Annotated in this window: 24 protein-coding genes; 13 read left to right on the forward strand and 11 right to left on the reverse strand. The window is 72.5% G+C overall.

The window, feature by feature from the left end; translation table 11 throughout:
* The first annotated feature begins 166 nt into the window (after positions 1 to 166).
* Positions 167 to 1,183, forward strand: a complete 1,017-nt coding sequence (locus LN251_RS08105) for an aspartate-semialdehyde dehydrogenase (protein WP_458243792.1) — start codon at positions 167 to 169, stop codon at positions 1,181 to 1,183.
* Here LN251_RS08105 and LN251_RS08110 read toward each other — a convergent pair.
* Positions 1,180 to 1,650, reverse strand: a complete 471-nt coding sequence (locus LN251_RS08110) for a DUF1203 domain-containing protein (RefSeq protein ID WP_458243793.1) — start codon at positions 1,648 to 1,650, stop codon at positions 1,180 to 1,182. The genes LN251_RS08105 and LN251_RS08110 overlap by 4 nt on opposite strands.
* Positions 1,651 to 1,769: 119 nt before the next feature.
* Here LN251_RS08110 and pepN point away from each other — a divergent pair, with 119 nt between their 5' ends.
* Positions 1,770 to 4,340 carry an aminopeptidase N gene (gene pepN, locus LN251_RS08115; protein ID WP_458243794.1) on the forward strand — a complete coding sequence of 857 codons (2,571 nt, stop codon included), beginning with the start codon at positions 1,770 to 1,772 and terminating at the stop codon, positions 4,338 to 4,340.
* Positions 4,341 to 4,432: 92 nt separating this feature from the next.
* Here pepN and LN251_RS08120 read toward each other — a convergent pair whose 3' ends face one another.
* The 3 genes from LN251_RS08120 to LN251_RS08130 all read right to left on the reverse strand — a co-directional run bounded on the left by LN251_RS08120 (position 4,433) and on the right by LN251_RS08130 (position 6,983).
* Positions 4,433 to 5,191 (reverse strand): SDR family NAD(P)-dependent oxidoreductase, encoded by a 759-nt coding sequence (locus tag LN251_RS08120; protein ID WP_458243795.1) that lies wholly within the window; start codon positions 5,189 to 5,191, stop codon positions 4,433 to 4,435.
* 82 nt (positions 5,192 to 5,273) lie between these two features.
* Complete coding sequence (locus tag LN251_RS08125) at positions 5,274 to 6,659, reverse strand: sigma-70 family RNA polymerase sigma factor (protein ID WP_458243796.1); 1,386 nt, start codon at positions 6,657 to 6,659, stop codon at positions 5,274 to 5,276.
* Between the two features lie 81 nt (positions 6,660 to 6,740).
* Positions 6,741 to 6,983, reverse strand: coding sequence for a hypothetical protein (locus LN251_RS08130; protein WP_458243797.1), 243 nt, complete (start codon positions 6,981 to 6,983; stop codon positions 6,741 to 6,743).
* Positions 6,984 to 7,013: 30 nt separating this feature from the next.
* On the opposite strand from LN251_RS08130, the gene LN251_RS08135 reads away from it, so the two are divergent.
* Positions 7,014 to 7,325: a hypothetical protein gene (locus tag LN251_RS08135; protein ID WP_458243798.1), complete on the forward strand. Its 312-nt coding sequence runs from the start codon at positions 7,014 to 7,016 to the stop codon at positions 7,323 to 7,325.
* On the opposite strand, the gene LN251_RS08140 is transcribed toward LN251_RS08135, so the two are convergent.
* Both LN251_RS08140 and LN251_RS08145 read right to left on the reverse strand, forming a co-directional pair.
* Positions 7,315 to 8,262, reverse strand: coding sequence for an EamA family transporter (locus tag LN251_RS08140; protein WP_458243799.1), 948 nt, complete (start codon positions 8,260 to 8,262; stop codon positions 7,315 to 7,317). The genes LN251_RS08135 and LN251_RS08140 overlap by 11 nt on opposite strands.
* On the reverse strand, positions 8,259 to 9,809 hold the full coding sequence (locus LN251_RS08145) for an MFS transporter (RefSeq protein ID WP_458243800.1): 1,551 nt from the start codon (positions 9,807 to 9,809) through the stop codon (positions 8,259 to 8,261). The genes LN251_RS08140 and LN251_RS08145 overlap by 4 nt, the downstream gene beginning before the upstream one ends.
* A gap of 73 nt (positions 9,810 to 9,882) precedes the next feature.
* On the opposite strand from LN251_RS08145, the gene LN251_RS08150 reads away from it, so the two are divergent.
* Positions 9,883 to 10,392, forward strand: a complete 510-nt coding sequence (locus tag LN251_RS08150) for a MarR family winged helix-turn-helix transcriptional regulator (RefSeq protein WP_458243801.1) — start codon at positions 9,883 to 9,885, stop codon at positions 10,390 to 10,392.
* A gap of 25 nt (positions 10,393 to 10,417) precedes the next feature.
* Here the strand turns inward: LN251_RS08150 and LN251_RS08155 are convergent, their stop codons facing one another.
* Positions 10,418 to 11,863 carry an FAD-dependent monooxygenase gene (locus tag LN251_RS08155; RefSeq protein ID WP_458243802.1) on the reverse strand — a complete coding sequence of 482 codons (1,446 nt, stop codon included), beginning with the start codon at positions 11,861 to 11,863 and terminating at the stop codon, positions 10,418 to 10,420.
* A 114-nt stretch (positions 11,864 to 11,977) separates the two neighbouring features.
* Between LN251_RS08155 and LN251_RS08160 the strand changes: the two genes are divergently transcribed.
* On the forward strand, positions 11,978 to 12,607 hold the full coding sequence (locus LN251_RS08160) for a TetR/AcrR family transcriptional regulator (protein WP_458243803.1): 630 nt from the start codon (positions 11,978 to 11,980) through the stop codon (positions 12,605 to 12,607).
* A gap of 124 nt (positions 12,608 to 12,731) precedes the next feature.
* Here LN251_RS08160 and LN251_RS08165 read toward each other — a convergent pair whose 3' ends face one another.
* From LN251_RS08165 to LN251_RS08175, 3 genes are all read right to left on the reverse strand, one after another.
* On the reverse strand, positions 12,732 to 12,995 hold the full coding sequence (locus tag LN251_RS08165; protein ID WP_458243804.1) for a hypothetical protein: 264 nt from the start codon (positions 12,993 to 12,995) through the stop codon (positions 12,732 to 12,734).
* Between the two features lie 89 nt (positions 12,996 to 13,084).
* Positions 13,085 to 15,196, reverse strand: coding sequence for a 4-alpha-glucanotransferase (malQ, locus tag LN251_RS08170; RefSeq protein WP_458243805.1), 2,112 nt, complete (start codon positions 15,194 to 15,196; stop codon positions 13,085 to 13,087).
* Positions 15,197 to 15,427, reverse strand: a complete 231-nt coding sequence (locus LN251_RS08175) for a hypothetical protein (protein WP_458243806.1) — start codon at positions 15,425 to 15,427, stop codon at positions 15,197 to 15,199.
* A 214-nt stretch (positions 15,428 to 15,641) separates the two neighbouring features.
* Here LN251_RS08175 and LN251_RS08180 point away from each other — a divergent pair, with 214 nt between their 5' ends.
* From LN251_RS08180 to LN251_RS08190, 3 genes are read left to right on the forward strand one after another with little or no spacing between them, the layout of a single operon-like run.
* Positions 15,642 to 16,175, forward strand: coding sequence for a helix-turn-helix transcriptional regulator (locus LN251_RS08180; RefSeq protein ID WP_458243807.1), 534 nt, complete (start codon positions 15,642 to 15,644; stop codon positions 16,173 to 16,175).
* Positions 16,172 to 16,867: an ABC transporter ATP-binding protein gene (locus LN251_RS08185; protein ID WP_458243808.1), complete on the forward strand. Its 696-nt coding sequence runs from the start codon at positions 16,172 to 16,174 to the stop codon at positions 16,865 to 16,867. The genes LN251_RS08180 and LN251_RS08185 overlap by 4 nt, the downstream gene beginning before the upstream one ends.
* On the forward strand, positions 16,864 to 18,222 hold the full coding sequence (locus LN251_RS08190) for an FtsX-like permease family protein (protein ID WP_458243809.1): 1,359 nt from the start codon (positions 16,864 to 16,866) through the stop codon (positions 18,220 to 18,222). The genes LN251_RS08185 and LN251_RS08190 overlap by 4 nt, the downstream gene beginning before the upstream one ends.
* Before the next feature lie 98 nt (positions 18,223 to 18,320).
* On the opposite strand, the gene LN251_RS08195 is transcribed toward LN251_RS08190, so the two are convergent.
* Positions 18,321 to 18,857, reverse strand: a complete 537-nt coding sequence (locus tag LN251_RS08195; RefSeq protein WP_058925247.1) for an HNH endonuclease — start codon at positions 18,855 to 18,857, stop codon at positions 18,321 to 18,323.
* A gap of 321 nt (positions 18,858 to 19,178) precedes the next feature.
* On the opposite strand from LN251_RS08195, the gene LN251_RS08200 reads away from it, so the two are divergent.
* The 5 genes from LN251_RS08200 (at position 19,179) to LN251_RS08220 (ending at position 24,983) form a co-directional block, all read left to right on the forward strand.
* Complete coding sequence (locus LN251_RS08200; protein WP_458243810.1) at positions 19,179 to 20,282, forward strand: mechanosensitive ion channel family protein; 1,104 nt, start codon at positions 19,179 to 19,181, stop codon at positions 20,280 to 20,282.
* A 234-nt stretch (positions 20,283 to 20,516) separates the two neighbouring features.
* Positions 20,517 to 21,728 carry an ROK family transcriptional regulator gene (locus tag LN251_RS08205; RefSeq protein ID WP_458243811.1) on the forward strand — a complete coding sequence of 404 codons (1,212 nt, stop codon included), beginning with the start codon at positions 20,517 to 20,519 and terminating at the stop codon, positions 21,726 to 21,728.
* A 55-nt stretch (positions 21,729 to 21,783) separates the two neighbouring features.
* Entirely contained in the window at positions 21,784 to 23,145 is a 1,362-nt protein-coding gene (locus tag LN251_RS08210; RefSeq protein ID WP_458243812.1) for an ABC transporter substrate-binding protein, read from the forward strand.
* Positions 23,146 to 24,087 (forward strand): carbohydrate ABC transporter permease, encoded by a 942-nt coding sequence (locus LN251_RS08215; RefSeq protein ID WP_458243813.1) that lies wholly within the window; start codon positions 23,146 to 23,148, stop codon positions 24,085 to 24,087.
* A 2-nt stretch (positions 24,088 to 24,089) separates the two neighbouring features.
* The gene (locus LN251_RS08220; RefSeq protein ID WP_458243814.1) at positions 24,090 to 24,983 is read left to right on the forward strand and encodes a carbohydrate ABC transporter permease; all 894 of its coding nucleotides are present in this window, start codon (positions 24,090 to 24,092) and stop codon (positions 24,981 to 24,983) included.
* Positions 24,984 to 24,986: the final 3 nt, after the last annotated feature.

Raw genomic sequence — 24,986 nt, forward strand, 5'->3', positions numbered from 1 at the left:
CGAACTTCTGCAGCTCAGAAGGGGCGTGGCGGGAGTTTGGCAGCCGCAGACCGGTCCGTGTCGTCCCGCTCCCCGGGCATGGCACGCAAAGAATTGGACAGGTAGCACCGGGTCGGCCGCATGATGGAAAAGCCGCAGACACCGAGAACAGCCAGAAGGAGTCACCGTGAGGGTCGGAATCGTCGGAGCCACCGGTCAGGTCGGCACGGTCATGCGCAGGATCCTCACGGAACGGAACTTCCCGGTCACCGAGCTGCGCCTGTTCGCCTCGGCCCGTTCGGCGGGGACGGTCCTGGACGGCGTCACGGTGGAGGACGCGGCGGCCGCGGACTACACGGGTCTGGACATCGTGCTGTTCTCCGCGGGCGGCGCGACCTCGAAGGCGCTGGCCGAAAAGGTCGCCTCGCAGGGCGCGGTCGTGATCGACAACTCCTCGGCCTGGCGCAAGGACCCCGAGGTCCCGCTGGTCGTCTCCGAGGTGAACCCGCACGCGATCGCCGACCGCCCCAAGGGCATCATCGCCAACCCGAACTGCACGACGATGGCCGCGATGCCGGTCCTGAAGCCGCTGCACGCCGAGGCGGGCCTGGAGGCGCTGGTCGTCGCCACCTACCAGGCGGTGTCCGGTTCGGGCCTCGCGGGCGTGGCCGAGTTGCACGGCCAGACGCAGAAGGTCGTGGCCGACGCCGACAAGCTCACCCACGACGGCGCGGCGGTCGACTTCCCCGAGCCCGGCGTCTACAAGCGGCCCATCGCCTTCAACGTCCTGCCCTTCGCCGGCAACCTCGTCGACGACGGCCTGAACGAGACCGACGAGGAGCAGAAGCTCCGCAACGAGTCCCGCAAGATCCTGGAGATCCCCGGCCTCAAGGTGTCCGGCACCTGCGTCCGCGTCCCCGTCTTCTCGGGCCACTCCCTGCAGGTCAACGCCCGCTTCGCCCGCCCGATCAGCCCCGAGCGCGCCACCGAGCTGCTCGCCGGCGCCCCGGGTGTCGCGCTCTCCGACATCCCGACCCCGCTGCAGGCCGCCGGCCAGGACCCGTCCTTCGTCGGCCGCATCCGCGCGGACGAGACCGTCGACAACGGCCTCGCCCTGTTCATCTCCAACGACAACCTCCGCAAGGGCGCGGCCCTGAACGCGGTGCAGATCGCGGAACTGGTGGCGGCCGAGCTCAAGAGCTAGGGCCTCCTGACCTCGTAGAGGAAGCAGCCGTACTCGACGGCCCGGACGTGGACGAGCGCCACGGCCGGGTCGTCGAACGCTTTGTGGAAGGCGTCGTCGTCGGGGGCGTCGACCAGTTCCCCGCCCAGGATGTGGCCCTCGGCGGAGTAGCGGCGCAGGACGCGGTGCGCGTTCGCGAACGGGTGGCCGTCGAGGTCGGGGCCCGGGCACTCCTCGGCGTGGACGAAGACGGGACCCTGCTCGTCGTAGGCCCCGGGGGCGGCGCCCGTCGCGGCCGCCCAGCGGCGCAGCGGCGCGTACGACACCAGGGCGATCCGCTCCCCGGGCGCGCTGCGGCGCAGACAGCAGCGCAGGGGTGCGCCGCCCTCGTCGTCGGTGAACGCGGTCATCGGGCGGCCCGCGTTGTCGGCGGTGCGCAGCTCCTTGAGGACGGACGGTTCGACGGGTCGTGCGGTGTAGGTCGTCATGTGTTCACGGTCGCGCGCGGCCGCCGCGCTCACCGGCGGTTATTGGACATCGCCTTCCCCCCACCGGCGTGGAAGGATGGCCGGACCGCCGAACCGACACATACCGAGGAGATGACCGCGTGCCTGGCACAAACCTGACTCGCGAAGAGGCTCAGCAGCGGGCGAAGCTGCTCACCGTCGAGTCGTACGAGATCGACCTCGACCTCTCCGGCGCGCAAGAGGGCGGTACGTACCGGTCCGTGACGACGGTGCGCTTCGACGTCGCGGAGAACGGTGCGGAGTCCTTCATCGACCTGGTGGCCCCGACGGTCCACGAGGTCACCCTGAACGGCGACGCGCTCGACCCGGCCGAGGTGTTCGCGGACTCCCGCATCGCCCTGCCCGGCCTGCTGGAGGGCCGCAACATCCTGCGCGTGGTCGCCGACTGCGCGTACACCAACACAGGTGAGGGCCTGCACCGCTTCGTCGACCCCGTCGACGAGCAGGCGTACCTCTACACCCAGTTCGAGGTGCCCGACGCGCGCCGGGTGTTCGCCTCCTTCGAGCAGCCGGACCTCAAGGCCACCTTCCAGTTCACGGTGAAGGCGCCGGCCGGCTGGACCGTCATCTCCAACTCGCCGACGCTCGAGCCCAAGGACGACGTCTGGGTGTTCGAGCCGACGCCGCGGATCTCGACGTACATCACGGCGCTGATCGTCGGCCCGTACCACTCCGTGCACAGCGTGTACGAGAAGGACGGCCAGTCCGTGCCGCTGGGCATCTACTGCCGGCCCTCGCTCGCCGAGTTCCTGGACTCCGACGCGATCTTCGAGGTCACGCGGCAGGGCTTCGATTGGTTCCAGGAGAAGTTCGACTACGCCTACCCGTTCCAGAAGTACGACCAGCTGTTCGTGCCGGAGTTCAACGCCGGCGCGATGGAGAACGCGGGCGCGGTGACCATCCGCGACCAGTACGTCTTCCGGTCCAAGGTGACCGACGCCGCCTACGAGGTGCGCGCGGAGACGATCCTGCACGAGCTGGCGCACATGTGGTTCGGCGACCTGGTCACCATGGAGTGGTGGAACGACCTGTGGCTGAACGAGTCGTTCGCCACCTACACCTCCATCGCCTGCCAGGCGCACCACCCCGCCTCGCGCTGGCCGCACTCGTGGACGACGTTCGCCAACTCCATGAAGACGTGGGCGTACCGGCAGGACCAGCTGCCCTCCACCCACCCGATCATGGCCGAGATCCGCGACCTGGACGACGTCCTGGTCAACTTCGACGGCATCACCTACGCCAAGGGTGCCTCCGTCCTCAAGCAGCTCGTCGCCTACGTCGGCATGGACGAGTTCTTCCGCGGTGTGCAGGCGTACTTCAAGCGGCACGCGTTCGGCAACACGCGCCTGTCCGACCTGCTCGGCGCGCTGGAGGAGACCTCCGGCCGTGACCTGGGCACCTGGTCGCAGAAGTGGCTGCAGACGGCCGGCATCAACGTCCTGCGCCCGGAGATCGAGACCGACGCCGACGGTGTCGTCACCTCCTTCGCCGTCCGCCAGGAGGCCCCGGCGCTCCCGGCGGGCGCCAAGGGCGAGCCCACGCTGCGGCCGCACCGCATCGCCATCGGCCTGTACGAGCGGGACGACGTGAGCGGCAAGCTGGTCCGCGAGGAGCGGATCGAGCTGGACGTCGACGGCGAGCTGACCGCCGTACCGCAGCTGGTCGGCAAGCGCCGGCCGGCCGTGGTGCTGCTCAACGACGACGACCTGTCGTACGCCAAGGTCCGTCTCGACGAGCACTCGCTGGCGTTCGTCACCGAGCACCTCGGCGACTTCGAGTCCTCGCTGCCGCGCGCCCTGTGCTGGGCGTCGGCCTGGGACATGACCCGGGACGCCGAGCTCGCCACCCGCGACTACCTCTCGCTCGTCCTGTCGGGCATCGGCAAGGAGTCCGACATCGGTGTCGTGCAGTCGCTGCACCGCCAGGTGAAGCTGGCGATCGAGATGTACGCCGACCCGACCGCCCGCGAGGCGCTGCTGACCCGCTGGACCGACGCCACGCTCGCGCACCTGCGCTCCGCGGAGCCGGGCAGCGACCACCAGCTGGCCTGGGCGCGCGCGTTCGCGGCCACGGCCCGTACGCCGGAGCAGCTGGACCTGCTGGAGGCGCTGCTCGACGGTTCGCAGACGGTCGAGGGGCTGACCGTCGACACCGATCTGCGCTGGGCGTTCGTGCAGCGGCTCGCGGCGGTCGGCCGGTTCGACGAGGCGGAGATCGCCGCCGAGTACGAGCGGGACAGGACGGCCGCCGGTGAGCGGCACGCGGCCAGCGCCCGTGCCGCCCGTCCGACGGCCGAGGCGAAGGCGGAGGCCTGGGCGTCGGTCGTGGAGTCCGACAAGCTGCCGAACGCCGTGCAGGAGGCGGTCATCGGCGGCTTCGTGCAGGCCGACCAGCGTGAGCTGCTGGCGCCGTACACGGCGAAGTACTTCGAGGTGGTCAAGGACATCTGGGGGTCGCGTTCGCACGAGATGGCCCAGCAGATCGCCGTGGGCCTGTACCCGGCGTTCCAGGTCTCGCAGGAGATCCTGGACCGCACGGACGCCTGGATGGCCGACGCGGAGCCGAACGCGGCCCTGCGCCGCCTGGTCTCGGAGTCCCGCTCGGGCGTGGAGCGCGCGCTGAAGGCGCAGGCGGCGGACGCGGCCGTCTAGTCCGCACCGCGACGCGAAGCGCTACGACGCGAAGCGCCACGACGACGAAGGGCGCCCGGCGATCCGCCGGGCGCCCTTTCGCGTCCGTGTCCTCAGCGGGCCACCATGCCGCCGGTGACGTTGACGAAGGTGCCGGTGAGGCCGGCCGCGTGGTCGGAGGCGAGGAAGACGGCGGTGGCGGCGACCTCGGCGAGGGTGGGGTTGCGGCGGGTCATGCGCATCTTGGCGAGGCCCTCGACGATGCCCTGGACGGCGGCGGCGTCGATCGCCGGGTTGACCGCGGACAGCTTCTCGACGGTGAACGTCTCCGGCACCCCGGCCGCCCACATCCCCACGGCCCGCACCCCGCGCGGTCCCAGCTCGATCGCCAGGTTCCGTACGAGCGTGTCGATCGCGGCATCGGCGGGCCCGGTCCCGCCCATCATCGGGCTGCCGTGCGCGGAGCCGCTGTCGAGGGTGAGGATCACGCCCGAGCCGTGCTCGGCCATGCGGCGGCCGGCGGCGCGGGCGGTGAGGAAGTTGGCGCGCAGGCCGTCGGTCACGGGCCGCAGGAAGTCGTCCACGGGCATCTCGGTGAGCGGGACTCCCTGGACGTCGCCGCGGGTGACGAGGTTGAAGGAGATGTCGACGTCGCCGACGCGCGCGAGGTGCTCCTCGACCGCCCGCTCGTCGAGCGCGTCCACCACGGCGACCTCGGCGTCCTTGATGTCGGCGGCCACCGCCTCCAGCGTCGCGCGGGTGCGGCCCACCAGGTGCAGGCGGGCGCCCTCGGCGGCGAAGGCGCGGGCGACCGCACCGCCGATCGAGCCGCCGGCGCCGTAGATGATCGCGGTCTTGTCGGTGAGCAGCATGGTGATCTCCTGAGGAAAGGCGTTCCGTGTCGGTCGGACATACAGACGCACCGGACCGCGCCCGCTCATCGGTGGGGCGGGATCACAGGCGCAGCGGCAGACCGAAGGCCGGAAACAGGTGCGGCTCGAAGGAGGTGATCTCCACGATCCGGTCGTCGGCGTCGAAGCGCAGGACGTCGAGGACCTGGGCGCGGTAGACGTTCGTGCCGGGCCTGCGGACGTAACCGCCCGCGGCGAGCTGGCCGTTGGCGCGGGCGGGCAGGTGGCGCCAGTGGCCGAAGAACAGGGGGGACCCGGGGTCGAGGGTGGGCCGCAGGAACTCCACGAGCGCGTCCCGGCCGGTGAACCAGAAGGGGTTGGGCGGCATCGTCAGCGTGACGTCCTTGCTGAGCAGGTCGGTCATCGCGGTGAAGTCGAGGGTCTGGGCCGCGCTCATGTACTGGTGCAGGACGGTGCGTTGGGAGTCCGTGGGCTCCGCGGTGCGCCAGTCGGCGCGCCGGCCGGGCAGGTGGTCGCGGAGGGTGGGGCGGGCGCGCTGCAGGGCGCTGTTGGCGGAGGCGACGGTCAGGCCGAGGGCGTCGGCGGTCTCGGCGGCGGACAGGCCGAGCACGTCCCGCAGGATCAGCACGGCGCGCTGGCGGGGCGGCAGGTGCTGGATCGCGGCGAGGAAGACCAGCTCCAGGGTCTCCCGGGAGACGGCGGCGGCCTCGGGCTGTTCCTCGGCGGAGGGCAGTTCGTCGTCCGGGTAGGGCTGGAGCCAGGTGAGGCGGGCCGGGGGTTCGCCGGTGCCGTGGTTCATGCCGGGGATCGGCTCGTAGCGCTGGGGGCGGCGGGCGGTGCGGCGCTGGAAGTCCAGGCAGGCGTTGGTGGCGATGCGGTACAGCCAGGTGCGGGCGCCGGCCCGCCCCTCGAAGGCGTCCCGGGCCCGCCAGGCCCGCAGGAACGTCTCCTGCACGAGGTCCTCGGCGTCGTCGTAGGAGCCGGTCATGCGGTAGCAGTGGACGTGGATCTCGCGGCGGTGGGACTCGGTGAGGGCGGCGAAGTCGGCCTCGTTGAGGGCGGAGCGGGCGGCGGAGGATTGCGTCACGGGTTCCGGCGTGACGTTTTCCCCGGCAGCGGTCGGCGTGACGTGTCCCGTGCCTTGTTGCGTCACGGCCGCCTGCGTGACGGAATCGTTCGCGGTGTCGCGGGCGACCCGGGCGACGCGGCGGAGCCGGGCGACGGACGCCGACAGCTCGGTCACCCCGGAGTACAGGACGGAGGCCGGCTGCGGCACCAAATCGGTCACCCGGCGTCCGATGTCGTCGATCAGGCCCTGCACACCGGCCCCGGCGTCGGCCGCTTTCTGCTGCCGCTCCCGGTAGGCCTTCTGCCGGCACGCGGCCGAGCAGTACACGGAACTGCGGCCGGTACGGCCCGCCCGAGCGGGCAGCGGCTTGCCGCAACTGGCACAGAAGTCGGCGACCACGGGCACCTCCGGGCTGGGCGCGTTGCGTCACGTGGGGACGGAGTGACGCTATCGCGGTACGGGGCCGCGGGGACCCCTCGGTCACACCGGTTCGGCCGGCCCGGTGAGGTGGGTGCGGGCGACCTTGCGGAACGCGGTCACCAGACGGCCGCGGTCACCGGCCCGGGTGGCGAGGGCGACCTGGCTGGGCTCCACGCCGTGCAGCGGGACGGCGGTCAGGTCGGGGCGCAGCCGGATGCCGGTCGGGTACGCGGTGACGACCAGGGCCTCCCCGGCGGCGACGACCTCGAACTTGTCCTCTGGGAGAAGGGCTTCTCCGGCCACGTCGGTGACGGAGCCAACCGGTGGCCCGCCGTGCACCGCTCGGACGCCGGCCGTCTGGTCCGGCTCGCCCTGGAGTCGGCGACGGCGGGCAGCCGCCTGCACGCCGTCGGCGAGGAGGGCATCCCGTTCCGCGACATCGCCGCCGCCATCGGCCGCCACCTGGACCTGCCGGTGCGCTCCGTCGCCGCCGAGGAGGCGGAGTCCCACTTCGGCTGGCTCGGCCACACCGTCCCCCTCGACGTACCGGCGTCGAACACGCTGACCCGGAAGTGGCTGTCCTGGGCGGCGACGGGCCCCGGCCTGCTGGAGGACCTGGATGAGGGGCACTACTTCAGCGCGTAGGCGAGGGCGCGGGTGAGGGCGAGGGCGTGGGCGCGGGGCCGGGTGCCTCCGTCACGGTGTCGCCCGCGGCGACGCGGGACGCCCGCCGGCCGGCCCCGAGCTGCCCCGCCACCGTCGCCCCGAACGCCAGGGCCATGCCGGCCAGTTGGACCGGCGTGAGGGGCTGGCCGAGGGCCGCCCAGCCGACGATCGCGGCGGTGAGCGGGGAGAGCGGACCGAGGAAGGTGACCTGCGTGGCGGTCAGGCGGCCGATGCCGCGGAACCACAGCCAGTAGGCGACGGCCGTGTTGGCCAGGGCGAGGTAGAGGTAGCCGCCGATCGCGCGGGCGTCCAGGGCGGGCGGGGCGCCCTCGACGAGGAGGGCGAGCGGGGCGATGAGCAGCCCTCCGGCCGTCAGTTGCCAGCCGGTCAGGGCGAGCGGGCCCACTCCGTCGGGGCGGCCCCACTTCTTGGTGAGCACCGTGCCGGTGGACATCGACGCGGTCGAGCCGAGGGCGGCGAGGACGCCGACGGGGTCGAGTGCCCCGGCCGCCCTCAGGACGACGAGACTGACGCCGAACGCCGCCACGAACCCGGCGAGCAGGGCCCGCCTCGTCGGCCGCTGCCCCAGCAGCAGCGCCGACAGCCCGACCACGAACAGCGGCCCGGCCGAGCCCACGACGGCCGCCATGCCGCCGGGCAGGCGGTACGCGGACAGGAACAGCAGCGGGAAGAACGCGCCGATGTTCAGCGCACCGAGCACGGCCGACCGCCACCACCAGGCCCCCCGCGGCAGCACCCGCCCGACCGCCAGCAGCACCAGCCCCGCGGGAAGAGCACGGGCGAGCGCGGTGAACAAGGGCCGGTCGGCCGGCAGGAACTCCGTGGTGACGGCATAGGTGGTACCCCAGGACACGGGAGCGAGCGCGGTACCCAGAACGACGGCGGAACGCTTCATGACCGGCTTCCTTCGGCGGGGCGGGAGGTGAACGAGGCTGCGGCGGGGCGGGAGGCGAACGGCGCTCTCCTGGCCGCCGCCGTGCGGGAGGTGCTCGGCGGGGCTCCGGATTCCGGCCGGCGGGAGGCGAGCCGCCCGGTTTCGGCTTCCGGCCGGCGGGAGGCGCCCGGCGCGGTGCCGACCTCCGCCGTGCGGGAGGCGAGCTGAGCGGCGCCGGCCTCAGCTGTGCCGGAGGCGAGCGTGGTTCCGGTCGGGGTGGACGCGGTGGTCGTGTGGACGATCGTGGTCGTCGTGGGGCGTACCGCGTCGGCCGGCAGGTGCCGTTCCGTGCGGATCAGGAGGGCCGCGGCGGCGGCCGACGTGAGGACGAGGAGCGCCCAGGGCGCCCGTCCGTCCACCGCGAGCAGTGCCGTGAACAGCGACGGCGCGACCGCCTTGGCCAGCGACCAGGACATCTGGTAGGCCGCCAGGTACCGGCCGCGCACATCCTCGGGGGCCGCCGCCACGGCGAGGACCTCGGCGGCGGGGCTGTGGATCAGCTCACCGAGGGTGTAGACGAGGACCACGGCGACCAGGGCCCCGCCCAGCACCGCCGCGGAGCCCGGCCGCAGGGTGCCCAGCACGATCTGCGCGAGGAACGCGGCCGCGAACAGGGCGCCGCCCAGCGCCGCCGCCCGGGTGCGCCGTGCCCCGGTCCGGCGCACCCGGGCGCCGACGAACACCCCGGCCACCGCGCACAGCACGGTGTTGAGCGTGAACGCGGCGCCGGTGAGCACCGCGGGCCCGTGCAGCCACTCCACGACGAACAGCGGGAAGAGCACCGACAGCGCCGAATAGCTGAGCGCGTTCAGGAAGTTGGCGCCGGTGACCACCAGGAAGGGCCGGTCGGCCAGCACCAGCCGGTATCCGGCCCCGGCCCTGGGCTCCGCCGCGCGGCCGGCCGCGGGCAGCGGCCGCAGGGGGCGCAGCAGCAGCGCGGCGAGGGCGAAGGACAGCGCGTTGCCCCAGGCCGCGTAGGTGTAGCCGGCGCTGCCGGCGAGGGCGATGACGAGCGTGGCGAGCAGGGCGCCGGTGCCGTACCCGCCGTTCTGCATCGCCCGGTTGGCCGCCTGCAGCCGGTCCCGCCCGGCACCCCGCGCCACCTCGCCGAGCAGCGAGGACTGTACGGCGGGGAAGGCGCGGTCGGCCGCGGCGGTGACCAGGGCGACGCCCGCGAAGGCGGGGAGAGAGCCGGCGAAGGGGTACAGGGCGAAGCCGACGGCCCGCACCCCGTACAGCGCGAGCTGCACGCGCCGCGCGCCGAACCGGTCGACGGCCGCCCCGGCCGGGGGCAGCGCGGCCATCCCGGCGAGCCCGGTCACCGTGAGCACCAGCCCGACGACGGTGAAGGACAGGCCGGTGACGTGATGGAAGAAGACCAGCGTGAACGGTACGTACATGCCGGTGCCGACGCCGTTGACGGCGGCGGCGACGGGCAGCGCCCACTGGCCGGGTATGCGCTCCGGTTTCTCCACGGTCGACCCCTCCACGAGTAGCTTGGCTGTCATTAGCTTAGCGCTAAGCAACTTGCCGTCAAGCTACTTTCTTGCGGCCGACCGGACCGGTGCGGATACTCGGGACATGAGTGCAGAGCGCAAGGACGCCGTCGACGCGATCATCGACCAGTGGGCGCGGGCGCGGCCCGACCTCGACACCAGGGCGATGGAGGTCTTCGGCCGGATCTACCGGCTCTCGCGCACCATGGGCGACCGCATGGAGAAGGCCTACGCCCCGTACGGCATCTCACGCGGCGAGTTCGACGTCCTGGCGACCCTGCGCCGCTCCGGGGAGCCGTACACCCTCTCGCCGCGTCAGCTCTCGGCGACCCTGATGCTCACCACGGGCGGCATGACCGGCCGCCTGGACAAGCTGGAGCGCGCCGGACTCCTGCGCCGCTCCCCCGACCCGCACGACCGCCGAGCCCTCCAAGTGACGCTCACCGACAAGGGGTTGGAGGTCATCGACCAGGCGGTGGGCGCGGGCCTGGCCGTCCAGACGGAGGCGCTGTCCCCGATGGACGACGAACAGGCCGGCCAACTGGCCGACCTGTTGCGAGAGTTGCTGGCGGGGACGCAGGAGGCGGAGCACTAGGCCCCATGGGGGCCGGCGCCCGGCGTCAGCCCACGTGCCGGGCGAGCGCGTCCTCGATCGCCGCCGCGTCCGCCGACTCCGCCGCCCAGGCCACGTATCCGTCGGGCCGAACCAGCAGCGTCGTACCGCGCCCGCTCGCCCAGCGTTCCACGGCCAGCCGGTCCTTGTCGGCGCTCCGGTCGGCGTAGGGCTCGGGAGTGATCAGGACGAACCGGCCGCCACGCAGGGCCTCGTGGAGGCGGCCGCTCTCCAGGGCCACGTCCGGGACCCGGGCTCCGGTGAGGCGGTGGGCGCCCCGCGGCGCCGGGTACCGGTAGCCGATCCCGGTGATCTGGCGGGCCGCCCTGCGGCGGGCCGGGGTGACGACGTTCAGGAACGCGGTCAGTGCCGCGCGCAGCCCCAGCTCCCACGGCCCCTTGGCCATTGCCAGGCGCACGATGCCGCCGCTGCTGCGCAGGACGGCCTTGCCGACGGGGTGCCGCTCGGCCTGATAGCTGTCGAGGAGCGCCGGGTCCGCGTGGCCGCCCACCACCTGGGCGAGCTTCCAGCTCAGGTTGGCTACGTCCTGAAGGCCGGTGTTCATGCCCTGGCCGCCGGCCGGGGTGTGGACGTGCGCGGCGTCCCCGGCGAGGAAGACGCGGCCCACGCGGTAGGCGGGCGCCTGGCGTTCGTCGCTGTGGAAGCGGGACATCCAGCGGGCGTCGTGCATGCCGTAGTCGCGGCCGAGGGCGAGCCGGGTGACCTCCTTGACCTCGTCGAGGCCGAGAGGCTCGCTGTCGGCGACGTCGCGGGCGCGGTTCCAGGCGATGACCCGGTAGTAGCCGTCACCGAAGGGTGCGAGGAAGGCGAAGGCGTCACCGGCGGCGTCGACGGTGAGCAGGGTCTCCGGCTCCTCGGCCAGCCGCACGTCCGCGAGGACGACGGACCGGATCACCGAGCGGCCGGGGAAGGGCAGCCCGATCGCGTCCCGCACGGCGCTGCGCATGCCGTCGGTGCCGACGACGTACGCCGCGCGCAGGGTCTCCGCCACGCCGCCGGGGCCGCGGACCTCGACCGTCACGCCGTCCGCGTCCTGGGTGAGCCCGGTCAGCTCGGTCTCGTGGCGGAAGTCCACGCCCGCCTCGACGGCCCGGCGGTACAGCGCCTTCTCCACCTCGTACTGCGGGATGACGAGGAGGTGGTTGAAGCGGGAGGGGAGGGTGTCGAGCTCCACGGTGAGGCGGCCGAAGAGGCGGAGGCGGTCGAGGGGGCGCCCGGCCCGCTCCAGCTCGCCGGCGAGACCGCGGGTGTCGAGCTGCTCCAGGGTGCGGGCGTGCAGGACGAAGGCCCGGGAGAGGTTGCTGATCCTGTGGGGGCGCTTCTCGACGAGGGTGACGGGGACACCGGCCTCGGCGAGGTCCCCGGCGAGCAGGAGCCCCGCGGGGCCGGCGCCGACGACGAGCACGGAGCGGTGGGATGCGGTGCCGTTCATGGAGACCTCCTGATGCCAACGCCTGTTTGCCAACGCCTGTTGACGACAGTAGAAGCACCCGGCCGGGCAAGTCAACACTTGTTGGCCTACGCATGTTGGCCTACGCTCGTTGGCATGCATGACAGCGACAGCGACAGCGACAGCAGCACCGAGACAGGCACCGAAGCCGGCACCGAGCCCGGTCACGCCGCCCAGCGCCGTTCCGACGCCACCCGCGGCGCGATCCTCGCCGCGGCCCGCGAGCGCTTCGCCTCCGACGGCTACGACCGGGCGACCATCCGCGCCATCGCCAGGGACGCCAAGATCGACCCCTCGATGGTGATGCGGTACTACGGCTCCAAGGAGGGCCTGTTCGCGGCGGCCGTCGCGGTGGACCTGGAGCTGCCGGACCTCACCTCACTGCCCCGGCACGACGTCGGCCGGGTCCTGACCAGGCACTTCCTGCGCATGTGGGAGGAGAACGAGGAGCTCACGGCCCTGCTGAGGGTGGCGGCGGCCAGCCGGGCCGGGGCAGACCGCATGCAGGGCATCTTCCGGGACCAGTTGCTACCGGTCACCCGCCAGGTGTGCCCGGACCCGGAGCAGGTGCCGACGCGGGCCGCGCTGTGCGCGACGCAGCTGCTCGGGCTGGCGCTGACCCGCTACGTCCTGCGGATCCCGCCGGCCGTGGCGCTGCACGGCACGGAGATCGAGGCGTGGCTGGCGCCGACGCTGCAGCGGTATCTGACCGCGCCGAGCCCCTGAACGCACGAGGGCGCCGACCTCGCCGTACGCGGAGCGGATGCGCGTGCGTACGGCGAGGTCGGCGCCCTCGGGAAAAAGCCGCCGGGGAGGCCTTCGGGGAAGGCCGTCGGGGAAAGGCGTCGGGTCAGGCCTTGACGTCGACGTTGGAGCTGGTCCTGTCCTGCCGGTCGTGGGACCGGTCCAGCACCATGACCAGGCCCGCGATGATCGCGAACAGGGCGATCGGGAGGGCCACGTAGAGGCCCAGCGTCTCGATGACGCTCAGGCCCTTGCCGGGGTCGTCGCCGTCGTCGCGGGTGAGCGCGAACGCGGGGGACGACATGAGCAGCATCATCAGCGTCGTGCCGGAGGCCAGGGCGCCGGCGCGCAGGGCGTTCTTCTTGTCCACGGGCCCAAAGTATCCAACGCCGTTCGGGACCGCGCGTCCGGGGTGCCGTACGAGGGCGGCGGCGAGGACGCGGCGGCGCCGCCGCCCGGTCAGGCGGGCGCCTGCCGGCCCCGTCCGCCGGAACCCGCGTCCCGCACCACCTCCAGCAGGGCGTGCAGGCGCCCGCTGCCCGCCAGCTCCTCCAGCGTCACCGGCCTGCCCTCGGCGTCCGCGATGGGCAGCCGCCAGTTCGGGTACTGGTCCCAGGTGCCCGGCAGGTTCTGCGGCCGGCGGTCCCCGACGCAGTCCGGCAGCCAGACGCCCACCATCCGGGCGGGCGTGCGCAGCAGGAAGCGGTGGACGGCCTGGATGCGGGCCTCCTCCTCGGAGGCGCCGTGGGCGCCTCCCGTGCCGTCGAGCAGGCCGAGCCGGGCGAGGTAGGCCAGCCACTCCGCCGCGTCGGCCGCGGCCTCGGCGCGCTCCTCCGCCACCGGCCGGGTCAACAGCCCCAGGCGGTCGCGGAGTTCGACGTGGTCGCCGGTGAGGCGGGAGGCGGTGGGCGGCAGGTCGTGGGTGGTGGCGGTGGCGAGGCAGTCGGCGCGCCAGGCCTCGGGCGGCAGGGGGCGGCCGTCGCCCTCCCAGTCGCGCTCGAACCAGAGCACGGACGTGCCCAGCACGCCCCGTTCGCGCAGCCGGTCGCGCACGCCGGGCTCGACCGTGCCCAGGTCCTCGCCGATGACGACCGAGCCCGCGCGGGAGGCCTCCAGCACCAGGACGGCGAGCATGGCCTCGGCGTCGTAGCGGACGTAGGTGCCCTCGGTGGGCGGATGCCCCTGGGGCACCCACCAGAGGCGGAACAGGCCCATGACGTGGTCGATGCGCAGGGCTCCGGCGTAGCGGAAGAGCGCCTGGAGCAGGCGCCGGTAGGGCTGGTAGCCGGACTCGGCCAGGCGGTCGGGGCGCCAGGGCGGCAGGCCCCAGTCCTGGCCGCGCGCGTTGAAGGCGTCGGGGGGTGCGCCGACCGACATGCCGGCGGCGAAGTGGTCCTGCTGAGCCCAGGCGTCGGCGCCGCCGGGGTGCACGCCGACCGCCAGGTCGTGCACGATCCCGATCGGCATCCCGGCCTCGCGGGCGGTGCGCTGGGCGGCGGTGAGCTGGCTGTCGGTGAGCCAGGCGAGACGGCAGTGGAAGTCGACCCGGTCCATCAGGTCGGTGCGGGCGCGGGCGGTCTCGGGCGAGCGCGGGTCGCGCAGGCCCTCGGGCCAGTTGCTCCAGTCCGGTCCGTGGACTTCGGCCAGGGCGTACCAGGTGGCGTGGTCCTCCAGGGCCTGGCCCTCCCGGGCGAGGAAGTCGGCGTAGGCCGCGCGCCGCCCCGGTCCGAGCGGCACCGCGTGGATGAGTTCCAGTGCCTCGCGCTTGAGTTCCCAGACGGCGTCCCGGTCGATCAGCGCGTCCTTGTCCAGGACCGCTTCCCGCAGCCGCGCGGCACGCTCCAGCAGCCCCCGCACCCGCTCGGGGTCCTGGACGTGGGCGAACTCGGGGACGTTCTCGACGCGCAGGTGCACGGGGTCGGGGAAGCGGCGGGAGGAGGGGCGGTAGGGGGAGGGGTCGGTGGGGGCGCCGGGCACGGCCGCGTGCAGCGGGTTGACCTGGACGAAGCCGGCGTCGAGCGCGCGGCCGGCCCAGGCGGTGAGCTCGGCGAGGTCGCCGAGGTCGCCCATGCCCCAGGAGCGCCGGGAGAGCAGGGAGTAGAGCTGGACGAGCAGGCCGTACGAGCGGGCCGTGGGGGTGGGCAGCCGGGGCGGGGCGACGACCAGGTGGGCCTCGGCGGTGCGGCCGTCGGGCGCGGTGGCCGTCAGGCGGTGGACGCCGGGCGGGAGCCGGTCGGCCGAGGAGCGTGTCTCGCCCTGCTCGGTCTCGATGCGCAGCCGGGTGCCGGCCGGGAGGGCGGCGAGGGCGGGGGACTCGGTGTCGGTCCAGCGCACCACGGTCGGCGGCAGCAGCCGTGCGGCCAGTTCGCGTTCGCGGGCGGTGAGTGCGGTGCGGGTCGCCTCCTCGGTGCTCGCGTCGACGCCGAGCGCGGCGAGGGCGAGGGTGACGGCGGTGGCAGAGGCGGCGACCGTGCGGTCGAGGGACGGGCTGTAGGAGGTGGCGACGCCGTGCAGCTCGGCGAGGCGGGACAGCTCGTGGGAGGGGGGTTCGGCCGGCCCCTGCGTCGTCATCTAGGGCCTCACGGCTTCCCGTTCGAGGGCCGCCGACTCGCTGGTCAGGGGTGGTGCGTCGGCGAGCGGGGGTTCGCTGGTGAGGGGCTCGGCGTCGGGCAGCGGCGGCTCACTGGTGAGCGGGGTGTCGGCGCGGGTGCCCTCGGCGCTGAACACGCAGAAGCGCGGTTCGTGGGCCGGGGAGGGCAGGTGCGCCACGGGTTTGGAGAGGGGGTGTGCCGGTGCGGCCACGAGGGGCCTCCTTGTCGGGTACGACGACGTATCGGATTACCGCAGCCCTACCCAGCGGACGCGACGGCAGACGTACGGGAAGGAACTAGGTGCCTCTTGTCACATTCTGCTCCACTTCGGCACCGGCGACTGCCCGTCGATCACCCCGACCGCGTCAGCCGGCCCGCACGATCACTATTCACTCAGTACATGTATCGAGTGCATAATGATCGGCATGAGCACCCGCCACATCCTGCTGGGGCTGCTCGCCTCGGGGCCGAGCCATGGCTACGACCTGAAGCGACGGCACGACGAACGTTTCCCGCAGGCCCGTCCGCTGGCCTACGGGCAGGTCTACACGACCCTGCAACGCCTGGTCCGCGACGGTCTCGCGGAGGTGGACGGCACCGGCGCCGACGGCGGGCCGGAGCGGACGACGTACCGCTCGACCGAGGACGGGTCACGGGAACTGACGCGCTGGGCCGGGGAGATCGCCCCGCCCGCCCCCTTCGTGACGAACGAGATCTTCGCGAAGGTCGTCGTGTCGATCCTGTCGGGCGGCGACGCGGAGGCCTATCTGCGGGCCCAGCGCGCCGCGCACATGGAGCGGATGCGGGAGCTCACGGCGGTCAAGACCGCCAAGGGCGCCGATCTGGCGACCGTGCTCTCGGCGGACTACGCCCTCAACCACCTCGATGCCGACCTCCGCTGGATGACCACGACGGCGGCCCGGCTCACCACCTTGACCGCGGAGGTCGACGCAGCATGAGCGACGGGGACAGCGCGGTGCCGCTTCTGGCGGCCCGCGACCTGACCAAGACGCACGGCAGGACCCGGGCGCTGAGCGGCGCCTCGGTGGAGCTGGGCGCCGGCGAGATCCTCGCCGTGACCGGTACCAGCGGCAGCGGGAAGTCCACGCTGCTCCACTGCCTCGCCGGGATCGTCCGGCCGGACGCGGGCGCGGTGACGTATGCCGGACAGCGTCTGGACCAGCTGCCGGAGAAGCGGCTGAGCGAACTGCGGCGGTCCGACTTCGGGGTGGTGTTCCAGTTCGGGCAGCTGATACCGGAGCTGACGGCGCTGGACAACGTGGCGCTGCCGCTGATGCTGGCGGGGACCTCCCGCGGGGACGCCCGCGCGCAGGCCGGTGAATGGCTGGAACGGTTCGGCGTGCGCGGCCAGGGAGAGCTGCGCCCGGGCGAGATGAGCGGGGGCCAGGCCCAGCGCACGGCCCTGGCACGCGCCCTGGTGACCGGCCCGCGGGTGGTCTTCGCGGACGAGCCGACGGGGGCGCTGGACTCCCTGGCGACCGAGCAGGTCATGACGGCCCTGGCGCACACCGCCCGTGAGGCGGGCACGGCCGTCCTGCTGGTCACGCACGACGACCAGGTGGCGGCCTACGCGGACCGCGAGGTCCGGCTGGCCGACGGCGCCGTGGCGGTCGCGGGGGTGACGGCGTGAGGGCGGATCTGCGGCTGGCCTGGCTGCTCACGCGCGGCTCGGACCGCCGGGAGTGGTGGCGGGCCGTGCTCACGGCGCTCGGGGCGGCCCTGGCGACCGGGATCGGGTTCGCGATCGCCGTGCTCACCTCGATGGACGGGTACTACTCCGTGTCCGTGGGGTCGGGGCTGCTCGACTCCGCGAGCGACCGCCTGAACGTGAGTGTCGCGCTGGGCCTGCTGCTCATTCCGGTGCTCGGCTTCCTCGGCCAGTGCGCGCGCATCGGAGCGGTGCACCGCGACCGGCGGCTGGCGGCGCTGCGCCTGGCGGGGGCCACGCCCTGGCAGACGCGGCGGATCGCGGCGCTGGAGTCGGGGCTGGCCTGCCTGGCCGGTGCGGTGCCGGCCGCCGCCGTGGCCGTACCGCTGCTGCCGCACCTGTGGCGGCACCCCGCCCCCGCCGCCTGGACCGGTATCGCCGTGGTCGCCATGGCCGTACCGGTCCTGGGAGCGGCCGTGAGCGCCCTGGCCCTGCGCCGGGTGGTGGCCTCGCCGCTGGGCAGGGTGCGGCGGACGCGGCCCACACGGGCTCCGGGGCGGCTGTTCCGGGCGGCGACCTGGCTGCTCGCCGCGACGACGCTGGTCATCCTCGTGGGTCCGGTCCTCAGCGACTCGCCCGTCTTCGCCTTCGGCCCGGTGGCGGTGTTCGTCCTGGCGCTGCTGCTCAGCTGCACCGCGGTGTGGCTGACCGGCTCCTCGTCCCGGCAGCTGGGCGAGGGCCTGGCCGTCCGGACCCGCCGGCCGGCGGTCCTGATCGCGGCGGAACGGCTGCGCGAGGACCCCTGGGCGGCCGCCCGGACGCATGCGGGGGTGCTGCTCGTGACGGTGCTCGCCTCCGGGTTCACGGGGGTCCGGCAGGTGCTGCTCGCCGAGGTGCGCGCCAAGAGCGGCGAGGGCTCCCTGACGGCTTCCCTGTCGTACTACACGGCGGGCCTGGATCTGACGGCCGCGGCGATCCTCGTCGGGCTCGCGCTCGTCCTGACGGCGCTCGCGGTCGGCACCGCCGAGTCCCTGGCCACCCGCCGCCGGGGCCTGGCCGCGCAGGTCGCGGCCGGCGTGCCGCGGGCGGTGCTGGCCCGGGCGCTGCTCCTGGAGACCGCGCTGCCCCTGGCGCCCGCGGTCGCGGTGGCCGGCATCGGCGGCTTCGCGATCGGCGCCTGGTACGCCTCGCTCACCTCCGCCACCGTCGTGGCGCCGACACCGGGCCTGCCGCTGCTGGTCCCCGTCGCCGTCTACGCGGCCTGTCTGCTGGCGGTGGCCTGCTCACTGCCCCTGCTGCACCGGTCCGTCCGCCCCGCCGAGCTGCGCTACGCGTGAGGGCGTGACGGCGCGGCCCGGGAGCACGGGGGGCTCCCGGGCCGGACGCCGCATACGGCCGCGGTCGGCGCGACCAGGGGTGTGCGAAGGCCCGGACGTCAGGCGGAGATGCCGTCGATCCGGGCCAGGGCGTCGTCCGCGCCGAAGGGCTGCAGGTACGGCAGCCAGCGCGGGTCCCTATGACCGGTCCCGATGATGCGCCAGGCCAGACCGGTGGGCGGGGCGGGTTTGTGGCGCAGCCGCCACCCGATCTCGAACAGATGCCGGTCGGCCTTGACGTGGTTGCAGCGGCGGCACGAGGCCACCACGTTGTCCCAGACGTGCTTGCCCCCGCGGCTGCGCGGGATGACGTGGTCGACGCTGGTTGCGACGCCACCGCAGTACATGCACCGGCCTCCGTCGCGCGCGAAGAGCGCACGGCGGGTGAGCGGAACGGGCCCTCGATAGGGAACCCGGACGAATCGCTTGAGCCGGACCACGCTGGGTGCGGGGACTGTGACGGTTGCGCTGTGCATGAAGGCGCCGGATTCCTCGAGGGAGACGGCCTTGTTCTCCAGGACGAGGATGAGCGCGCGGCGGAGCGGTACGACGCCGAGTGGCTCGTACGACGCGTTGAGGACCAGGACATGCGGCACGGATGCCTCCTTGGGCGTCGGCGGCGCGTGGCTCGCGCCGGGACGATCTGTGGTCAGTGTCCCCTCATGCCTGGTGGAAGCGCCACCATGTCCCGGTAACGGGCTGGGAGTGTTTTCGACCACATCCCATTCTTCCCCCGGACCGGGATCGGTTTATCCCACCTGCTCAACACGGGGGCGCACGAAGTCTCCTCGGAAGATGGCGGAGATTCGCACACGGTGCCCCGATAGTGTGGTGGGCCTGCCCGTCCGGTGACCTTTTCGTGACCTTGACCGTGTCGCGTGCCGGAGGGCGGACCGCTGCACCTGGAGGTACCCGCCGTGTCCTTGCCCGCCGTCCTACTGGCCGCCGGTTCGTCGCCGTCGCCGTCCCCGTCTCCCTCGGGGTCGACCGCCGTGACGGTCCCCACGCTCCAGGACGCCCAGGAGAGCGCGACCAACGCCGCCAGCTGGGTCGAGCAGAACTGGTCGACGTGGCTCGCGATCGGCCTCAGGGTCCTGCTCATCCTGGTGATAGCGGGCGTGCTCAGAGCGGTCGTGCAGCGGGCGATCACCAAGCTGATAGACCGGATGACCCGCACCGCCGAGGCCGTCGACGGCACCTCGCTGGGCGGACTGCTCGTCAACAACGAACGGCGCCGCCAGCGCTCGCAGGCGATCGGCTCGGTCCTGCGCTCGGTCGCGTCCTTCGTGATCCTGGGCACCGCGGCGCTGATGGTGCTGGGCGCCTTCCAGATCAACCTGGCCCCGCTGCTGGCCTCCGCCGGTGTCGCGGGTGTCGCGATCGGTTTCGGCGCCCGCAACCTGGTCACCGACTTCCTCTCCGGCGTCTTCATGATCCTGGAGGACCAGTACGGCGTCGGCGACACGATCGACGCGGGCGTGGCCTCGGGCGAGGTCATAGAGGTCGGCCTGCGGGTGACCAAGCTGCGCGGCGCGAGCGGAGAGATCTGGTACGTCCGCAACGGCGAGGTCAAGCGCATCGGCAACCTCTCCCAGGGCTGGGCGACGGCCGGCGTCGACGTCACCGTGAAGGCGGACGAGGACCTGGACCGGCTCAAGGCCACCCTGGACGAGGTCGCCGAGAAGATGAGCGCGGAGGAGCCCTGGAACGAGCTCCTGTGGAGCCCGATCGAGGTCCTCGGCCTGGACAGCGTCCTGCTGGACTCGATGGTCGTGCGCGTCTCCGCCAAGACCATGCCCGGCAAGTCCCTCGCGGTGGAGCGGGAGCTGCGCTGGCGCATCAAGCGGGCCTTCGACGCGGCGAACATCCGCATCGTGGGCGGCGCGACGGCCGCCGAGGACGAGGCGGAGGCCGTCGACCCGACGGCGGTGGTCGCGGCCCCGTCGGCCCTGTCCAACCCGGACTCGGCCCAGTCGGCGGCGGCTTCGCCGATAGGGGCGCAGCGCTCGGCGCCCAAGTAGCACCCGAGGAGCCGGGGCAACGGCCACGGCCGAGTCCCACGGAACCCCACCGCCCCCGAGGTAACGACTCTGTTGCCTCGGGGGCGGTTTCTCTTGACGCCCCCTTCGCCCCGGGCTTACGTTCCTTTCCAGCCAATAGGAAACTTTCCTAACAGTGATCACCTGATGATCCACCGATGGACGCGCGTCCCGGGTCACTGAGAAGCTGAGCAGTCGAGAGGCAGGTGTCGACCCATGGCAGGAACCGCCGGTACGCCGGGCACCCCGCGCGTCCTGCGCGCCATGAACGACCGCGCCGCGCTGGACCTCCTCCTGGAGCACGGCCCGCTGTCCCGCACCCGGATCGGCAAGCTCACCGGCCTGTCCAAGCCGACCGCCTCCCAGCTCCTGGCCCGCCTGGAGGCGGCCGGGCTCGTGCTCGCCACCGGTACCACCGAGGGCCGGCCCGGTCCCAACGCCCAGCTGTACGAGGTCAACCCGGCCGCCGCGTACGCCGCCGGGCTCGACGTCACCCCCGAGCGCATCCTGGCCGCCGTCGCGGACGTCACCGGCCGCACCGTCGGGTCGTACGAACTGCCCACCCCCGGCCGCCGTCCGGCCCAGCCCGTGGTCCGGCAGGTCACCGACGCCCTCGACGGCGCCGTGAAGGCGGCGGGGCTGGCCCGGGGCGACATCCACCGCATCGTCATCGGCACCCCCGGCGCCTTCGACCCCAACACCGGCCGGCTGCGCTACGCCTCCCACCTCCCGGGCTGGCACACCCCGGCCCTGCTCGACGAACTCGCCGCCGCGCTGCCGATGCCGGTGGAGTACGAGAACGACGTCAACCTCGCCGCCGTAGCCGAACAGCGGCTCGGCGCGGCCCGCGGGCACGAGGACTTCGTCCTGCTGTGGAACGAGGGGGGCCTCGGTGCCGCGCTCGTCCTCGGCGGGCGGCTGCACCGCGGCTGGACCGGCGGCGCGGGCGAGGTGGGCTTCCTGCCCGTCCCGGGCGTGCCGCTCGTCCGGCAGGTGACCCGGGCCAACAGCGGCGGCTACCAGGAGCTGGCCGGCTCCCAGGCCGTCCCGAAGCTCGCCCGCGAGCTCGGCATCGAGGCCATCCCCTCCGGTCCGTACGCCGAGGCCGCGGCCGCGCTCGTCGAGCGGGCGGCGGCCGAGGACACCGGCCCGCACCGGCTGCTCCTCCAGACGTACGCGACCCGGCTGGCCACCGGTCTCGCCTCCCTCGTCTCCGTCCTCGACCCCGAACTCGTCGTCCTCAGCGGCGCCTCGCTGACGGCCGGCGGCGAGGTGCTGCGCGCCCTCGTCCAGGCCGAACTGGAGGAGCTGGCCGCCGCCCGGCCCCGGCTCGTGGTCGGCGACGTCCGCGAACACCCCGTACTGCGCGGCGCGCTGGAGAGCGCACTCGCGACCACCCGCGACGAGGTCTTCGACACCTCGCGCTGACCTCTCGACCTCACACCCCTCGCCCTAGCCCCTTGCGCCACTGGGAGACCTCGCCATGCCCGAAAAGTCCTGGAAAGTCATACCCGACGTGTCCCGGAAGGCGGCCGTCGCGCTGGCCGCCTCCGCCTCCCTCGCCCTCCTCGCCACCGCCTGCACCGGCCAGTCGAGTGCGGGTGCGAGCGACGACGCCTCCAAGGACACGACCATCAACTTCTGGCACGCCTGGAGCGCGCCGAACGAGGTGAAGGCCGTGAAGTCGCTGGTCGCCGGCTTCGAGAAGGCCCACCCCCACATCCATGTGAACGTCGTCGGCAACATGACCGACGACAAGATCAACCAGGCGCTGCGCACGGGCGGCGACAAGGCCCCGGACGTCATCTCCTCCTTCACCACCAACAACGTCGGCAAGTTCTGCTCCTCGGGCGCCCTGGTCGACCTCAACCCGTTCTTCAAGAAGTCGGGCATCGACCCCGAGACGACGTTCCCGAAGGCGATGAACGAGTACACCCGCTTCGACGGCGACCGCTGCACGGCGCCACTGCTGGGCGACGCCTACGGCCTCTACTACAACAAGACGGCGTTCGCGAAGGCCGGCATCAAGACGCCGCCGAAGACCTGGTCGGAGTTCGAGGCCGACGCCAAGAAGCTGACGATCGCCCAGGGCGACAGCTACCGGCAGCTCGGATTCATGCCGGACTACCACGGCTGGGAGACGACGACCGAGCACTACTTCGGGCAGTTCTCCCCGACCTACTTCAACAAGGCCGGCAAGTCCAATCTCGCCACCGACCCCGCCTTCGAAGCCGGCTTCAGGCTGCAGAAGAAGCTGGTGGACGAGCTCGGCGGCTTCAAGAAGCTGGAGACCTTCCGCTCCAAGCTCGGCGACGAGTGGGGCCCCAAGCACCCCTTCCACACCGGTCAGGTCGCCATGCAGCTGGACGGAGAGTGGCGCCTGGGCATGGCCCTGGACACCAAGCCGACGTTCGACATCGGCGTGGCCCCGCTGCCCGTCCCCGACGACCAGGCGAGCCAGTACGGCAAGGGCTACATCACCGGCACCATCGCCGGCATCGCCGCCACCAGCCACAAGCAGAACGCGGCCTGGGAGTTCGTCAAGTACATCACCACGGACACCGACGCGGTGGTGGGCTTCTCCAACGGCATCCACAACGTCCCCTCGACGCTCGCGGCCCTGAAGTCGCCGAAGCTGAAGTACGACCCGCGCTTCAAGACGTTCCTGGACATCGCCGCGAACCCGAACTCCACGACGTCCCCCGCCTCCATCAACGGCGGCGTCTACCTCACGACGATCCAGGAACTCGGCTACGACTACGAGAGCGGCAAGGTCACCGACCTCAAGGCGGCCCTGAAGAAGACGGCCGCGCAGATCGACACGGACATCGCGCAGGCGAAGTAGATGTCCGCGATCACCCTGGCGTCGAAGCGCCGCCGGTCGGCGCTTCGCACTCTCGCCTTCATGTCGCCCTGGTTGATCGGCTTCGCGGTCTTCTTCGCGTACCCGCTGATCTCGACGGTCTACTTCTCCTTCATGCACTACGACGGCTTCAGACCGCCGACGTGGAGTGGCACGAAGAACTGGACCTACGTCTTCGAGCACTACCCCTTCTTCTGGCCGGCCCTGCGCAACACCCTGTGGCTGGTGCTGGTCATGGTGACCCTGAGGGTCGTCTTCGGCCTCGGCGTCGGCATGCTCATCACGAAGATCAAGACGGGCACCGGGGTGTTCCGCACCCTGTTCTACCTGCCCTACCTCGCCCCGCCGGTGGCCGCGACGATGGCGTTCGCCTTCCTGCTCAACCCCGGTACGGGCCCGGTGAACTCGATCCTGGAGAAGGCGGGCATCCCGGCCCCCGGCTGGTTCAACGACCCCTCCTGGTCCAAGCCGGCCCTCACCCTGCTCGCCCTGTGGGGCATCGGCGACCTGATGGTCATCTTCATGGCCGCGCTGCTCGACGTACCGCGGGAGCAGTACGAGGCGGCCGAGCTGGACGGGGCCTCCGCCTGGCAGCGGTTCCGGTTCGTCACCCTGCCCAACATCGCGCCGATCGTGATGTTCGCCGTCGTCACCGGCGTGATCCAGACCATGCAGTACTACACGCAGCCGCTCATCGCGGGAAAGGTCGCCTCGGGCGTGATCCAGGGCGCGGGCACCCAGTTCGAGCCCGGCTACCCGGACAAGTCGACCCTGACCCTGCCCCAGCTCGTCTACAACCTCGGCTTCCAGCGCTTCGACTACGGCTCCGCGTGTGTCGTCGCCCTCGTCCTGTTCGCCCTGTCCATGGTGTTCACCGCGTTCCTGATGCGGCGCCGGGGCGGTCTCAACCTGGCAGGTGACTGACCATGACCCAAGTCCTGGACCGGCCGGTGCCGTTGAAGGCGCCGGTCTCCCCCGCCGAACGCACCGCCCGCCGCAGATCGCTGCTGCAGTGGATCGCCGTGCACTCCCTCGGCGTCGCGGCCGCGCTGTTCTTCGTCCTGCCCTTCGTGTTCGTGTTCCTGACCTCCCTGATGAGCGACACCCAGGCCCTGAGCCGGGACCTGGTCCCGCACACCTGGGAATGGGGCAACTACCGGAAGGTCTTCGACACCCCGGGCTTTTTGACCTGGTGGCGGAACACGCTGGTCTACGCGGGCCTGGGCACGGTCCTCACCGTCGTGTCGTCGATCCCGGTGGCGTACGCGCTCGCCAAGTTCCGCTTCCGGGGCCGCAATCTGTCGCTGATGCTGGTCATCTCGATGATGATGCTGCCGCCCCAGGTGGTCATCATCCCGATGTACCTGTTCTGGGCGAAGCAGCTGGACCTCTCCGGCACGCTGTGGCCGCTGATCATCCCGATGGCGTTCGGCGACGCGTTCTCCATCTTCCTGCTGCGCCAGTTCCTGATGACCATCCCGAACGAGTACATCGACGCCGCGAAGGTGGACGGCTGCGGCGATCTGCGCACCCTGCTGAAGGTCGTCGTCCCGATGGCCAAGCCGGGGATCGCGGCCGTCGGCCTCTTCCAGTTCTTCTACGCCTGGAACGACTACTTCGGCCCGCAGATCTACGCGTCGGAGAACCCCGGCGCCTGGACCCTGTCCTACGGCCTGGAGTCGTTCAAGGGCGCGCACCACACCGACTGGAACCTGACCATGGCCGCGACCGTGCTGGTCATGGCCCCCGTGATCCTCGTGTTCTTCTTCGCCCAGAAGGCGTTCGTCGAGGGCGTCACGCTCACCGGAGTGAAGGGTTGATCC

It is taken from the genome of Streptomyces sp. MAI_2237 (genome assembly GCF_054189285.1).